Source organism: Bradyrhizobium sp. USDA3516, from assembly GCF_057651995.1.
The window spans coordinates 245,456-259,734 of record NZ_JBYGYN010000011.1; the positions used below are offsets into that span (position 1 = coordinate 245,456).

General features: G+C 66.5%; 13 protein-coding genes. 6 read left to right on the top strand and 7 right to left on the bottom strand.

What is annotated here, in order from left to right:
- Nucleotides 1-104 precede the first annotated feature (104 nt).
- The 3 genes from AC24YW_RS30370 to AC24YW_RS30380 form a co-directional block, all read right to left on the bottom strand.
- A complete protein-coding gene (locus AC24YW_RS30370) occupies nucleotides 105-1,673 on the bottom strand; it encodes a DUF4403 family protein (RefSeq protein WP_487486154.1) in 1,569 nt (522 codons plus the stop codon).
- 129 nt (nucleotides 1,674-1,802) lie between these two features.
- Nucleotides 1,803-2,441 (bottom strand): Vgb family protein, encoded by a 639-nt coding sequence (locus AC24YW_RS30375; protein ID WP_487486155.1) that lies wholly within the window; start codon nucleotides 2,439-2,441, stop codon nucleotides 1,803-1,805.
- A gap of 30 nt (nucleotides 2,442-2,471) precedes the next feature.
- A complete protein-coding gene (locus AC24YW_RS30380) occupies nucleotides 2,472-3,692 on the bottom strand; it encodes a helix-turn-helix domain-containing protein (protein WP_487486156.1) in 1,221 nt (406 codons plus the stop codon).
- Between the two features lie 90 nt (nucleotides 3,693-3,782).
- Between AC24YW_RS30380 and AC24YW_RS30385 the strand changes: the two genes are divergently transcribed.
- Nucleotides 3,783-4,577 carry a DUF899 domain-containing protein gene (locus AC24YW_RS30385; RefSeq protein ID WP_487486157.1) on the top strand — a complete coding sequence of 265 codons (795 nt, stop codon included), beginning with the start codon at nucleotides 3,783-3,785 and terminating at the stop codon, nucleotides 4,575-4,577.
- Between the two features lie 437 nt (nucleotides 4,578-5,014).
- On the opposite strand, the gene AC24YW_RS30390 is transcribed toward AC24YW_RS30385, so the two are convergent.
- Nucleotides 5,015-5,431: a c-type cytochrome gene (locus AC24YW_RS30390; RefSeq protein ID WP_487486158.1), complete on the bottom strand. Its 417-nt coding sequence runs from the start codon at nucleotides 5,429-5,431 to the stop codon at nucleotides 5,015-5,017.
- Nucleotides 5,432-5,543: 112 nt separating this feature from the next.
- Nucleotides 5,544-6,269 carry a L,D-transpeptidase gene (locus tag AC24YW_RS30395; RefSeq protein WP_487486159.1) on the bottom strand — a complete coding sequence of 242 codons (726 nt, stop codon included), beginning with the start codon at nucleotides 6,267-6,269 and terminating at the stop codon, nucleotides 5,544-5,546.
- Between the two features lie 273 nt (nucleotides 6,270-6,542).
- On the opposite strand from AC24YW_RS30395, the gene AC24YW_RS30400 reads away from it, so the two are divergent.
- From AC24YW_RS30400 to AC24YW_RS30410, 3 genes are all read left to right on the top strand, one after another.
- Nucleotides 6,543-7,595, top strand: coding sequence for a glycosyltransferase family 4 protein (locus tag AC24YW_RS30400; RefSeq protein ID WP_487486160.1), 1,053 nt, complete (start codon nucleotides 6,543-6,545; stop codon nucleotides 7,593-7,595).
- A 33-nt stretch (nucleotides 7,596-7,628) separates the two neighbouring features.
- Nucleotides 7,629-8,318, top strand: a complete 690-nt coding sequence (locus AC24YW_RS30405) for a class I SAM-dependent methyltransferase (RefSeq protein WP_025034506.1) — start codon at nucleotides 7,629-7,631, stop codon at nucleotides 8,316-8,318.
- A gap of 121 nt (nucleotides 8,319-8,439) precedes the next feature.
- Nucleotides 8,440-9,099, top strand: a complete 660-nt coding sequence (locus AC24YW_RS30410; RefSeq protein WP_487486161.1) for a hypothetical protein — start codon at nucleotides 8,440-8,442, stop codon at nucleotides 9,097-9,099.
- Between the two features lie 183 nt (nucleotides 9,100-9,282).
- On the opposite strand, the gene AC24YW_RS30415 is transcribed toward AC24YW_RS30410, so the two are convergent.
- Entirely contained in the window at nucleotides 9,283-10,947 is a 1,665-nt protein-coding gene (locus AC24YW_RS30415; protein WP_487486162.1) for an aminotransferase class III-fold pyridoxal phosphate-dependent enzyme, read from the bottom strand.
- A 35-nt stretch (nucleotides 10,948-10,982) separates the two neighbouring features.
- Between AC24YW_RS30415 and asd the strand changes: the two genes are divergently transcribed.
- Nucleotides 10,983-11,846 carry an archaetidylserine decarboxylase gene (gene asd, locus AC24YW_RS30420; protein WP_487486163.1) on the top strand — a complete coding sequence of 288 codons (864 nt, stop codon included), beginning with the start codon at nucleotides 10,983-10,985 and terminating at the stop codon, nucleotides 11,844-11,846.
- Nucleotides 11,847-11,914: 68 nt separating this feature from the next.
- On the top strand, nucleotides 11,915-12,502 hold the full coding sequence (locus AC24YW_RS30425; protein WP_487486164.1) for an NUDIX hydrolase: 588 nt from the start codon (nucleotides 11,915-11,917) through the stop codon (nucleotides 12,500-12,502).
- Nucleotides 12,503-12,685: 183 nt separating this feature from the next.
- Here the strand turns inward: AC24YW_RS30425 and AC24YW_RS30430 are convergent, their stop codons facing one another.
- The gene (locus tag AC24YW_RS30430; RefSeq protein WP_487486237.1) at nucleotides 12,686-14,104 is read right to left on the bottom strand and encodes a FecR domain-containing protein; all 1,419 of its coding nucleotides are present in this window, start codon (nucleotides 14,102-14,104) and stop codon (nucleotides 12,686-12,688) included.
- Nucleotides 14,105-14,279 lie beyond the last annotated feature (175 nt).

Below are 14,279 nucleotides of genomic sequence, written 5' to 3' on the forward strand. Positions count from 1 at the left end.
ACCCTCTCCCCAACCCTCCCCCGCAAGCTGGGGAGGGAGCCCAGCGCTGATGCCGAAGCATCGTGCACACCACATGCGATGGCCCTGCGATGCGTAGAGGCGCGCTACATCCCCGACAGCTTCGTCACGAATACGTTCAGCGAGCCGCCGGCTTCGGCGACCACGCGCAGGGTCTTGGAATCGAAGGCGATGTCGGCGAGAGTGAGGCTCTCGATCCTGGCCTCGACCTTGAGGCCGTCCTCGCTCTTCTGGTAGTCGGCGATCGCGGCGGCGATCTTCTCGCGGGCGTTGGCGGCGATCGGCTTCAGATCGAGGGTTGCCTTCTGCAGCAGCGCCTGCTGCATCTGCGGCACCACCGCGCGGGCGGCGGCACCCAACAGACCGAAGGCCGCCTCGGATTCGACCGCGAGCTGGATGTCGGTGAGCCGCAGCGTCTGCTGCGCCTGGTCCAGCACCGGCCGGCCCCAGATATGCACATTCGCCTCGGCACCGAGGCCGAACCAGCTCTTCTTCTCCTTGGCGCGCACCAGAAGCGAGATCAGCAGCCGGTCACCCGAGGGGATGACGTTGGCGCTCTTGACGGTGACGTCGACCGGGCCGGAGCCGTCCTCGGGATAGGTGCGGCCGACCATCTGCGCGGTGATCAGCTTGTTGATCTCGGTGAAGGGCACGTCGATCGGCACGCCGATGTTCACGCCGGTGCCGGTCGGCGGCACGATCGAGATCTTGTCGGGGAACGGACAGTCCGGCTTGGTCGGCGTCGAGGTCACGCGTGTCTCGGCCTCTAAGCCGAGCAGCAAGGTCACGGCCTGCGCATCGACGCGCGGCTGCGCCGCGATCGCGCGCACCGGCTTCATCTCGAGCCAGAGCGGCGGCAGCGCCGCCGAGGCGCCGGAGCCTTGCAGCGGGATGGAGCGGCAGGCCTTGAACCATTGCGCTTTGGCATTCTCGCGCAGGCTGGGATCGTTGCGGATGCGCTCGGAGACGGCGTTGATCTGCTCGCCGACGGTCTTGTCGATCAGCGGCTTGACCTGCGCGGGCACGTTGACCTTGGCGCCGGCGACGTTGAGGTTGGTGTCGCCGAGATTGACCTGGGCGCCGAGATTGGGCTCCAGATACCAGGCGGCGGCGAGCTTCGGGCGCGAGGTGACGACGACGTTGCCCTTGATCTCCGCGCTCGCGTTCAGGTTCTTGATGTTGACCGCGCCGATGCGCTTGGCGGCGTCGCCGCCGAGCACGCTGCCGAGCGCATCGCCGAGCGCGCCGGTGGCCTTCGACGACAGCGAGCCGGTCACGTTGAGCTTGCCCGTCAGCGGCGTCGAGATGGTCAGCACGTCCTTGTCGCCGGCTGCCGCCATCGGGCCCCGGACGGCGGACCAGCCGATATCGGCATTCTCAAGGATCTGCGAGATCGGGTTGTCGGCCTTCCCGGCGAAATTGCGCGGCGCGGCCTTCTCGGCCTGCTCGCGGATCGCCGACAGCGCGATGGCGACCGGCGCGATCACGATGGAGCTCTTCGAGGCCGGCGGCAGCGGCGGCAGCTGTGCGACCGGCGGCGCCGAATTCGTCGCGCGCGGCGCCAGCCAGTCCATCGCCTTCAGGCTGATGAAGAACGACGCCGCGAGCACCGCGACACCGATCAGGATAGTCTTCAGATTCCACGTCAGACGCATCAATCCCCCAAGCCGCCCAAGCGGGGATTCTACAGGGCGGGCGAGGAGGGCGCTAGAGCGCACCGGTGGGGTGGAATTGGGGCGGACAGGTTAACGATTGCGAACGCGCCTTCACGCCAGGACGCAAGACTAGCCGCGCCGCGGGCGCCGGACCGCTCTCACCTTGCCGCGATTGCCGCCGCCGCAGAAGAAGCGGTCGCCGCCGTCGGACTCCAGGCCCGACACGATCGTGCCGGGGGGCATGTCGATCTGCTCGATCACTTGTCCCGTTTCGGGGGCGATCCGACGCAAATCGCTCTGCTCGTTCTCCCAGGTGCCGTGCCAGAGCTCGCCGTCCACCCAGGTCACGCCGGTGACGAAGCGCTTGCTCTCGATGGTGCGGAGGATCTTCCCCGTTTCGGGATCGACCTGATGGATCTTGCGCTCGCGATATTGTCCGACCCAGAGCGAGCCCTCGGCCCAGGCAAGGCCGGAATCGCCGCCGCCGCCGGGGGCCGGAATGGTGCCGAGCACCTTGCCCGAGGCCGCATCGATCTTCTGGATGCGGTCCTCCGCGATCTGGAACAGGTGCCGTCCGTCGAACGCCGTTCCCGCATGCGCGGCGACGTCGATGGAGCGCGCGATCGTGCCGCCCGCCGGATCGAGCGCGTTCAGCTTGTCGCCGGAGGCGAACCAGACATGCGTGCCGTCATAGGTGACGCCATGCACGGCCTCGACGCCTGGAAAGGGCCCATACTCCGTGACGATCTCGGCGGCTGAACGTTTCATGTGCTCGATCCCTCCTGCTTGACGCGCATCCTAGGTCTTCAGGAGCGGCGTGGGGAGTAACAAGCCTGTCGGGAATCCCGGGACGGGCGGCGTCATCCAGCGCTGCGCCCGTCCGTGTCCGAACGACTGCACCTTGCCCGACCGCGCCAGCTCCTCGAGCGCGCGCTGCACGGTGCGTGGGCTGATGCGAAGCGCAAGCGCGAGCGCCGAGCTCGACCATGGCTCGCCGTCGGCGAGAAAGGCGAGGACGGCGGCGTGCTTCTCCTCAACGGGCCGCGCCAGCACGAGGACGTCGCGCGTCTTCCGCGGCGCCAGCACGAAGCCCTGCTTCGTCGCGCTGATATCGGCCAGCGGCGCGAGCTTGCTGCGGAGCCGTCCGATCTCGACGCGCAGGCGCGCGCGGTGCGATTCGTCGGCGTGCCTGGCTTGAAAGGCGCCCGAGATGAGCGTCTCGCGCGAGACGTCCGCAGGCCATGCCTGCGCCAGGAGACGCGCGAGCGCGAACAGCACGGGACGCGTTCCGAGCGAGATCGCGACACCTTGCCTGCGCACGACGTGATGGAAGGTGTCGACGACGAGCGCCGTCGAGGTCGCGAGACGCTCGACCTCGCCCAGCAACAACGGATGCTCGCTGCCGCGCGCGATCAGGCGCGCCGCCGGCGTGTCGAGGATCAGCTTGGCGCTGTCGACCTCGGCCACGAGCGCCGGAATGTCTGCAAGGCGCGCTGCGTGAGCCGCGCGGCCGAGCGCGGCGCGCGCGTCTTTCGTTCTGAGCCGCCTGATGGCGACGCCGGCGAGCACGAGCTCGCGGACGACCTGGGACGCGGGCGGGAGCATGATGGGACGGGCTTCGGCGAGCGCGCGCTCGGCCTCGTCGAGACGTCCGACCAGAAGCAGGCGGCGCGCCTCGATATGGCCCGCATGGGCGGCATTGACGAGATCGCCGTGCTGTTCGAGCGTCGCACGTGCCGCCGCGAGCGTCTTCACCGGCCAGTTCAGATCGCGCGCGACCAGCGCGATCTCGGCTTCGGCCACCAGGCATCTTGCGCGTGCCACCGCCTCGCGCGGACCGAAGGCGCGCGCGGCGGTGCGCAGCAGCGACTTCGCTTTGGCGAGATCGCCGAGCTGCGCCATCGCGATGCCGCGCAGCGCCAGCGACGGCGCATCGTTGCGCAGCGCGACGCGGTTCAGGGCGCCGAGCGGATCGCCGGCCTCTAACGCGCGCGCCGCGGCGGTGATCAACGACTCCATGTCAATCCCGCCACACTTGTTACTCCCGCACCGCGGCCGCTTGGTGCCAGAAATCGCTGGCAGGGCGTCAAGCAAGAGCTTTGGAGAGTCATGATGACATCAGCAGAAAAATCAGGAACCAGCGGAACGACCGCCATGCAGACCCCGCCGGTGGTGTCGCCGCAGGACTGGGAGGCCGCCCGTCTGCAACTGCTCGTCAAGGAAAAGGCGCATACCCGTGCCCGCGACGCCCTGGCCGCCGAGCGCCGCCGGATGCCGTGGATGGCGGTCGACAAAACCTATGCGTTCGAGGGCCCCGGCGGCAAGCTCAGTCTGCACGACCTGTTCCAGGGCCGGCGGCAACTGATCGTCTATCGCGCCTTCTTCGAGCCCGGGGTGTTCGGCTGGCCCGATCACGCCTGCCGCGGCTGCTCCATGGTGGCCGACCAGGTCGCCCATGTCTCGCATTTGAATGCCCGCGATACCACGCTGGTGTTCGCCTCGCGTGCGCCGCAAGCCGACATCGTCAGGCTGAAGCAGCGGATGGGCTGGATCATGCCCTGGGTCACCATCACCGACAGCTTCGATGCCGATTTCGGCGTGGACGAATGGCACGGCACCAACGTGTTCTACCGCGACGGGACGCGCATCTTCCGCACCTATTTCGTCAAGAGCCGCGGCGACGAGCAGATGGGCGGGACCTGGAACTATCTCGACATCACCCCGCTCGGCCGACAGGAAGTGTGGGAGGACTCGCCTCCGGGCTATCCACAGACCCCGACCTACAAATGGTGGAATTGGCACGACAGCTACACCGAAGGCGCCGCGCCGGACAAGAAATGGGTGGAGATCTCGGACGCCGGCGAGAAAGCCTTCCGCGAGGAGGCTGCGGGAGAACGGAAATGACCGCTCCGGTCAGCGCGGTCCCCGGCCCCAACCCGGACGTTGTGGCGGCCGCGCGCCACCTCGCCAGGTGGCTGGCGCTGGCCGACCTTCGCCATCATGGCCGTGTTGACGGCTTTGGCCGAGGGTGGGCCCACGGAGATGCCGTGCGGCGCCGGGCAGGGCGCTCTGCTCGGCGGGATGGTGCCGATGTATCTCTTGATGAGCGCGTTTCATGCATCGGCGCGGCTGAGGTTGATGGCGGAGTGGCGGGGTGCGGTCAGCGGGTAGGCGCGCCGCCGGTGTGAACGCCTCGTCCTTCGAGACGCGCGCAAGGGCGCGCTCCTCAGGATGAGGCTAATCGACATCGTCGCAGCGGCTAGAGAGCTGCGCCGCACTCAGTCCTCATCCTGAGGGCCCGCCGCAGGCGGGCGTCTCGAAGGATGCGCCGCAATCACCGGTCACTGCGACACCGCCCTCAGATACGCAACCACCTTCGCGGCTTCCTCCGCCGAGACGCCGCCATAGGGCTGCATCTTGTGGCCGGACACGACCTCGTCTGGCCTCACCATGAAGCGGGTGAGCTTGTCCTGGTCCCAGACGAAGCCGGCTTCCTTCATCGAGGAGGAGTAGTTGTACTCCGGCAGCGAGCCGGCCTTGCGGCCGACGATCTTGTTGAGATTGGGACCGAGGCGATTGTCGCCCTCCTTCACGGAATGGCAGGTGCGGCAGGAATTGTTGAAGGCCTGCTTGCCGGCGTCGTCGTTCGTGGGTTGCTGCGCGAGCGAGGCCGGCGCGGACAGGAACAGCGCCAGTGCTCCGGTGCCGGCGAGGGCGTGCAGCCATGGGCTTGGCGAGGGTTGCCTTCGTGATCGCATTTGCGCCTCCGTCGGGGATCGCGCCGCAGCAGGCGCAACGAGGATGTCGAGGGCAAACGAAAACGGCCCCGGTGGGTTCCGGGGCCGTTCGCGTCACGATGTCCTGTCGCTTTTAGCGGTTCGCGGCGCCGAGGTCCGCACGGCGCTCGGTCATCGGCAGCACGATCACCTTGGTGCCGACGTTGACGCGGGAATAGAGGTCGGTGACGTCCTCGTTGGTCATGCGGATGCAGCCCGAGGAGACGCGCTTGCCGATGGTTTCGGGAGCGTTGGTGCCGTGGATGCGGTAGATGGTGCCGCCGAGATACATGGCGCGTGCGCCGAGCGGATTGCCGGGGCCGCCGGCCATGTGGCGCGGCAGATAGGGCTGGCGGGCGATCATCTCCGGCGGCGGCGTCCAGGCCGGCCACTCGGCCTTGCGGCTCACCGACTGGATTCCGGACCAGGTGAAGCCGTCGCGGCCGACGCCGATGCCGTAGCGCAGCGCTTGGCCATTGCCGAGCACGTAATAGAGATAGGTGTTGGGCGTATCGATGATGATCGTGCCCGGCGCTTCGCGCGTCGCGTAAGAGACGGTCTGGCGGCGGAAGCGGGCCGGCAGCTCGACCGCGTCCTGATCCTCGGGCTCGGTCTGGTAGGTCGGCGACTGATAGGGCTGCTGATACGGCTGATAGGGCTGCAGCGGCTGCGGCGCGGTCATCGGCGGCAGCGGCTGGAAGAACGGGAAGATCTGCACCGGCGCGGCCTTGGCTGCGCCAGCGAACGCGATTGCGGAAACCGCGACGGCACTGAGTGCAACGGCGCGCGAAAACGTCTTGAACGTGTCCAGCTTGAACATGTGATCGCCCCTGTTTGCTCGGTGTTTTGCTCACCGCGGCACCGTTGCGGTGCTCCGTTGCCTAAATTCCTAACGGCAAAACGTTTCGGGACATTTGCGCGGAAAACCGAAAACGGTTTCACGGCGGCAAGAATTGTTTCATGACAGTTTCGTGGCCCCGCGGGCCCGTTAACGAACAAAACGGCACGCCGACACTTCTGTGACGTCACACGCCTGAAATATCCTTCGTTGATGGTCGATGCCTGAGAATCATCAAACTCTCGGGATTTTCCCATGCGGGTATTAATCGCGACCGACGCCTGGCATCCGCAGGTCAACGGGGTGGTGCGCACCCTGACCTCGCTGGCGAATGCGGCCAAGGCCCTCGACGTCGAGATCGACTTCCTCACCCCCGACGGCTTTCCGTCCTGGCCGCTCCCGACCTATCCGGGCCTACGCTTCGCGCTGCCGAGCGGAAAGGAGATCGCACGGCGGATCGAGGGGTGCGCGCCGGATGCGCTGCATATCGCCACCGAAGGCCCGATCGGTTGGGCCGCGCGCGCCTATTGCCGCCGCAACGCCCTCGCCTTCACCACCTCCTACACGACGCGCTTTCCGGAATACGTCTCGGTGCGGACCGGCATCCCGACGGGGGTCGGCTACGCGGTGCTGCGCCACTTCCACGATGCCGCCGCCATGACCATGGTGGCGACGCCCTCGCTGCGGCAGGAGCTCTCCGAGCGCGGCTTCAAGCGGCTCGGCTTCTGGACGCGCGGCGTCGACACCACTCTGTTTCATCCCGACGCTCCGGCAGAGCTCGACCTGCCGCGTCCGATCTTCATGACGATGGGGCGCGTGGCGGTGGAGAAGAACCTCGAAGCGTTCCTATCGCTCGATCTGCCCGGCACCAAGGTCGTCGTCGGCGACGGCCCCCAGAAGGCGGCGCTGGAGAAGAAATATCCGGATGCGGTCTTCCTCGGCGAGAAGAAGGGGGCGGATCTCACCGCCCATCTCGCCGCGGCCGACGTATTCGTGTTTCCGAGCCTGACCGACACCTTTGGCGTGGTGCAGCTCGAGGCGCTCGCCTGCGGCACGCCGGTTGCGGCGTTTCCGGTGACGGGACCGAAGGACGTCATTGCCGATCACCCGATCGGCGCGGTCGACCACGATCTGCGCACCGCGTCCTTGCGCGCGCTCACGATGTCGCGCCAGACCTGCCGCAATTTCGCGCTCTCGCGCTCCTGGGAGAACAGCGCGCGGCAGTTCGTCGGCAATCTCACCTCACTTCAGCCCAGCCGCTCCTTGCGCGCCTCGCCTCGCATGGCGCGGCGGCCGGTGCGCGGCTGACCGTCCATTCGAACCACAGCGAGAACCTCATCGATGGCTAAGATCATGAACCTTGACGGCACCCAGCAGCTCGACCTCACGCGCGGCACGGTCGAGCAGGCCTATGACCGCTGGGCGCCGGTCTACGATCTCGTGTTCGGCGGCGTGTTCGCCAAGGGCCGGCAGGCCGCGATCGCGGCCACCAACAAGATCGGCGGCCGCGTGCTCGAGGTCGGCGTCGGCACCGGCATCTCGCTGCCGCTCTACGCGCCGAACCTGCGCATCTTCGGCACCGACATCTCGGAAGCGATGCTGGACAAGGCGCGCCGCCGCGTGAAGGAGCAGAAGCTGAAGAACGTCGAGGGCCTCGCGGTTATGGACGCCGAGAAGCTCGAATTCCCCGACAATTCCTTCGACGTCGTGATGGCGCAATACGTCGTCACCGCCGTGCCGAACCCGGAGAAGGCGCTCGACGAATTCGCCCGCGTGCTGCGTCCGGGCGGCGAATTGATCATCCTCACCCGCGTCAGCGCCGACACCGGCATGCGCCGCTTCATCGAGCAGAAGCTGCAGCCGGTGGTGCGTCCGCTCGGCTTCCGCACCGCCGAGTTCGCCTGGTCGCGCTATGCCAAATGGCTCGCCGGCGCGAAGGGCATGGAGCTCGCCGAGCGCCGCCTGATTCCGCCGCTGGGACACTTCTCGCTGGTACGCTTCCGCAAGGTCGACGTCGCCAAGGCGGCGTGAGCTTGCGCGTCTTTCGTGCGTCATCGCGCCGCTGCCCATCGTCACATGACAAAATGATGATGTCACACGGCCTACATCGAATCTCTGTAAATCCTGAACCCGAAAGCATTTGGGGGAGAGCATGATCAAGAACTATCTCGAGCAGCTGCGGATTCAGCGCTGGGACGACCATCGCTACTATCACCACAGCCGCATCAATCAGAGCCTGCACTTCGTCAGCGCGCTGAGCTTCCTCTTCGCCTATGTCTGGCTGTTCATAGATCCCGTCGTCTCCGCGCTGGTCGGCTGGCTGGTGTCGATGACCTCGCGCCAGGCCGGTCACTTCTTCTTCGAGCCCCACACCTACGACCACGTCAACCAGGCGACGCACGAGTACAAGGAAGAGATCAAGGTCGGTTACAATCTGCAGCGCAAGGTGGTGCTGATGGCGATCTGGGCGCTGTCGCCGCTGGTGCTGGTCGTCGATCCCACCGTGTTCGGCATCTTCACGCCCTGGCAGAGCGCGACCGACTTCATGCGGCAGGTGGCGAAGATCTGGCTCGTGGTCGGCGGCGGCGGCCTGTTGTTCCGCACCGTGCACCTGTTCTTCATCCGCGACGTCGAGACCGGCCTCGTCTGGATGACCAAGATCCTGACCGATCCCTTCCACGATCTGATGCTCTATCGCAAGGCCCCTCTCGCCCTGATGCGCGGCGAGCTGATGGATCCCGGCCTGCACCTCAATCCCGAGCACACGCTGGGCTTCGTCGACGAGCCCGTGCTCGAAGAGCAGCACGCTTGAAGCGCGCGGCTCTCAGAACTCACTCCGATGTCTGATGGTTACGTCATGCCCGGGCTCGTCCCGGGCATTCACGTCTTGAGGCCATCGTGCGGAAACGCGTGGATGGCCGGGCATAGGCGAGCGGAAGCGACGCCGTCCTTCGGACGGCTGTGCCCGGCCATGACGGCTTCGGAGTACGAAACGTCAGCGCCCGAAGCGCTTGGCCAGCATCTCTTTCAGGATCTGCCGCTTGATCTGCTTGTTGGTGAGCACGCCGTCGTGCCACCAGAAGCCGTCGGCCTTCATCTTCTGCGCGGCGCGGACGAAGCGGTCGGCGACTTCGGTGAAGTCGGCGTCGGTGTAGTTGAGGCTGAAGATCAGCCGCCCGGTGCCGACCCAGCTCAAGGCCAGGCCCTCTGCGCGCAGGTAGTATTGCAGCATCCAATTGTAGCGGGACGGCGTCGTGTATTTCACCGTCCAGATCGAGGAGAAGTTGGCGAAGCGCACCGGCAGGTCGGCATCCTGCATCATCTGGTTGAGCTTGTTCACGCGCCCGTTCCAGGTTTCCTCCAGCCCGTCATAGACGGCGCGGAAGTTCGGGCTGGCGAGGCGGCTCAGGAACTCGTCCATCGCCGTCATGACGTAGGGGTGCGAGTTGAAGGTGCCGCGGGCGAAACAGATGTCGGCGGGACGGTCGTCGCGGAAGCGGCGCATCAATTCGCGCTTGCCGCAGACGACGCCGACCGGCAGGCCGCCGGCGAGGCTCTTGCCGTAGGTCACCATGTCGGCGCGCACGCCGAAATATTCCTGGGCGCCGCCGGCGGCGAGGCGGAAGCCGACGAAGACCTCGTCGAAGATCAGGACGATGCCGCGTTCGCTGCAGACCTCGCGCAGCTTCTTCAGCCACTCGGTGTAGGCCGCGCGATCGAAATTGCCGCCGCGGGAGGAATCGACCAGCGAGGAATCCCCGGGCGCGTTGGCGTTGGGATGCAGCCCCTGCAGCGGGTTGACCAGCACGCAGGCGATGTCCTTGCGCGTGCGCAGGACATGCAGCGTCTTCTCCGACATCTCGGCGAGGGTATAGGTCTCGTGCGCAGGAATGGGATTGCCGACGCCGGGCTGCACGTCGCCCCACCAGCCGTGATAGGCGCCGGCGAAACGAACCAGGTGCGTGCGCTTAGTGTGGTAGCGCGCCAGCCGCACAGCCTGCATCACTGCCTCGGTGCCGGACATGTGGAACGAGACTTCGTCGAGGCCCGAGATCTGGCAGAGCCGCTGCACATTCTCGAGGATCACGGGATGGTAGGGCCCGAGCACGGGGCCGAGCGCGTGCGCGCGCTTCTCGGCGCCCTCGATGCACTCCTTGTAGAAGTCGTTGCCGAAGATGTTGACGCCGTAGGAGCCCGTGAGATCGTAAGCAGTGTTGCCGTCGACATCGGTGACGGTGACGCCGCGCGAGGATTCCATGAAGGTCGAGGTGCCCAGATGCTCGCGGACGAGACGCGAGAACTGGAACGGCACGCGATAGCTCTCGGTGAAGTTGAGATCGGAGATCGTCTCCGCCGCTTCCTTCGTCATCGCGCGTCCCCTGGGGTAGCGCTCGGCATAAAGCCTGGCGAGGCGGAAGAAGGCGTCTTTGCGCTGCGCTGCGATGTTCGCCGGCGCACCGTCGCAGGCGAAGTATTGATCACCCTCGAACTCGTAGAACGGCAGCAGCCGCGCCACCCGGCGCGACATCTTGGAGTGACCCGCGAGCGAGCGGTGCTTGGCGCGGGAGAGTTCGACCCGCGCCTTGATCTTCGGGAGGACGGCGGCAGCGGACGCTGCGGCGGCCACGGACATCGAGAGAATCGGGAGTGTCGTTTCCATGACAACAAGCGCTAAACCTGTGAGCTGACAGATTCATGACAGTCAAAGCCCTCATCGCCTCGTTCACCCAGCAGGAAGACCTCAACTTCCTGTTGACCAACCGCATCCCGCGCGCGGCCCTCACCCGCTTCATGGGCTGGTTTTCCAAGATCGAGAATCCGCTGGTGCGGGACTTCTCGATCGCGCTGTGGAAGCTGTTCTCCGACCTCGATCTGTCGGAGGCGCGCAAGACGCAGTTCAGGAGTCTGCACGACTGCTTCACCCGGGAGCTGAAGCCGGGCCTGCGGCCGTTCGATCCGGATCCTGCGGTGGTGGCGAGCCCCTCGGATGGCATCGTCGGCGCTCACGGGAAAATCGCGGATACCGAGCTGTTCCAGGTCAAGGGCGCGCCCTATTCGCTGCTCGATCTCGTCGGCGATTCCGCGCTGGTCGAGCAGCACCGCAACGGCTCCTTCGTCACGCTGCGGCTGACCTCAAGCATGTATCACCGCTTCCATGCGCCCTATGACGCGCACATCGAGCGGGTCACGCTGATCCACGGTGACGTCTGGAACGTCAACCCGATCGCGCTCAAGCGCGTCGAGCGTCTGTTCTGCAAGAACGAGCGTGCGGTGATCCGCACGCATTTGTCGACAGGCGAAGCCGTGACGCTGGTTCCGGTGGCGGCGATCCTGGTGGCGAGCATCCGCCTGCACTTCCTCGACATGGTGCTGAACGCGCAAACGCGCGGCCCGGTCAATTTTCCCTGCGACGTCAACGTGAGCAAAGGCGAGGAGCTCGGCTGGTTCGAGCATGGCTCGACCATCATCATCCTCGCGCCCGGCGACTTCTCCTTCTGCGACGGCATTGCCGAGGGCACGCGCATTCGCGCCGGTCAAGCGCTGCTCAGAAGAAAGTAGCCTTCAATCCGCCGTGCCCGCCGCCTATATCGTCGGGCGGGGACGATTCGATCGATACGGATGTGGCGATGGCGCGGGCGCCGGTCATGGCGGCGGGTGGTATTGTGTTGCGGCGCGGGCCGGTGCCGCTGGTTGCAGTCGTGCGCCAGCGCAAGCGCAACGAATGGGTGCTGCCCAAAGGCAAGCTCGACGACGGCGAGACGCCGAAGCAAGCCGCGCACCGCGAGGTGCTGGAGGAGACCGGCCACGACGTCGCCGTGCACGAATTTCTGGGCACGCTGGTCTATCAGTCCGGCGGGCGCTCCAAGGTGGTGCATTTCTGGCGGATGGAGGCCGACGGCGGGCCGGTCCGCAAGCTGATGAATGACATCAAGGCGGTCGACTGGCTGAGGCTGGACGACGCGATCGCCCGTCTGTCGCGCGAATACGAACGCGTCTTCCTGACTCAGATCGGACCGATCGCGCTCGCGGCGGCAGGGCTGGCGCCTCTGTCCGCCCCGGAGCCGAAGCGGGTTTCCGAGCCGGTGCCGCCATTGACGAAAGACGACATCGACGCATCATTGCAGACGCTGACACAAGCGGAAGCAGCTTCTGTCGATGAGTTGCGGCATGGCCTGTTGCGGAAGGTGAAGGCCTGGCTGCGCGGCGAGGCGTGAGTTGTCTTCACCTCGCCCCGCTTGCGGGGAGAGGTCGGATTGCATCGTAGATGCAATCCGGGCGAGGGGGACTCTCCGCGAGTCTCACTGTCACTATTTCTGCCGAAGCAGCCCCTCACCCCAACCCTCTCCCCGTAAGAACGGGGCGAGGGAGCCACCGAGCGCGCTCACATGCGTCGGACTTCACCGCCGCTCTTTCTCCTTCGGAGCGGGCGCGGGTCTGTGTGGTGGTGCGGGACGTTGCGCGGCGGGGAGGCGTGGCTGGAAGCCGCCGGGGCGCTGCATGCCGGGTTGTTGAGCGGCAGGCTGGCCGGGTTGCAATCCCGTGCGCGGCAATGGCTGCTGCGGTCCCGCTTGCTGTGTCCCGCCCGGTTGCGGCGGTACGATTGTTCCGGGCTGAATCTGTCCGCCGCGCTGCGGCTGGGTCTGTGGTGCGCTGTTGGGCGCCGTGCCTTGTCCGGCGCGCGGTGTGCGCGGACGGCCGGCACCTTGCGGCAGGCCGGGCTGCGGTTGCAAATGTTGCTGCTGCCCGGCTCGCGGCGTTCCCGGCCGCACCGTGCCGCCTTGTTGTCCCTGCCGCTGCGGCGGCTGCACGCCTTGCTGTAGGCCCTGCCGGCCTGGTGTGCCCGGCTGCTGCTGACCCGGACGGTTATCCTGACGCGGCTGGCCGTTCGGCCGTTGCGGCAATTGCCCAGGGGCCGTCGTCGGCCGCAATTGTTGCTGCTGCGGCGGCTGCGAGGGGCGCGGAATGCGGCTGAGCGCAGTCGGATTGGCGCGACGGAAGTCGCGCTGCTCGATGACGATCTGCCGGCCCGCGGTCTGCGCCAGATGCACCTGGCCGACGAAGCCGCGGTCGCGTGCGATCTGCCGCGCGGGAATCGTGATCGGCACGGCCGCAAAGCGCATGCCGCCTGCCGCGGCCGCGCCCGGGCGGATCGCAAAGCCGCTCGCGGCTTGCGTCAGCGCGCCGAGCCGCACGCCGCTCGCGCGGTCGTCGACATCGATGTGGCCGACGCGGCCATCGGCGTCGGGATAGAGTTTTATGCTGACGTTATTCGCCCTGTTCGCGGTCGCGTTCTCGGGCACGTCGACGACGCCGGTGGTGCCGCGGATGCCGAGCGTTGCCGTCGGCGTCGCGATCTTCATGTCACCTGTTCTCGCCACGGCAGCCGCAACGAAGGCGACCGTGCCCTTGCCGATGTCGAAGATCGCCGAGTTCTGCTTGCCGCCATCTTCATAGACGTAATTGTCGATCGTGATCTTTGCGCTGGCGGAGAGGTTGAACGTGGTGGCGTCGTTGAAGGTGATGCCGAGCGCGGAGTTCGACGAGGTCTGCACGATGTCGTTGAGATAGATGTCGTCGCGCACGCGCAGCGGATAGGAATTCTTGTCCCGGATCACGGTCGCGATCCCCGTGACGGTCGCGACGTTGCCGATCGGCTCGACGGCGGCGGGCTGTGCGTCCGCCGCCGGTGCCGTCGAAGGCTGGGCTTGCTGCGCCTGCGCCAATTCGATGGCGTCGGACGCGCACGCCACATCTGCGCCTGGAAGCGGCACAGCGAGCAGCACAAGCGCGAACGCCAAGCGGCGCCAAGCCAGCAGTGATGTCACGAGGAGAAGTCCCGGTGAAAGAACACGAGGCGAGATGGGGTGATATCAGCCGCACAGAGCTGAATGACGGATGAACGTGTGTGGCACAGGAGAGGCGAACGTTCAAACGGGGCGATGCTCGCGAATCGGATTGAGTCTTCTCAGCTCCGTCATGGCCGGGCTTGAC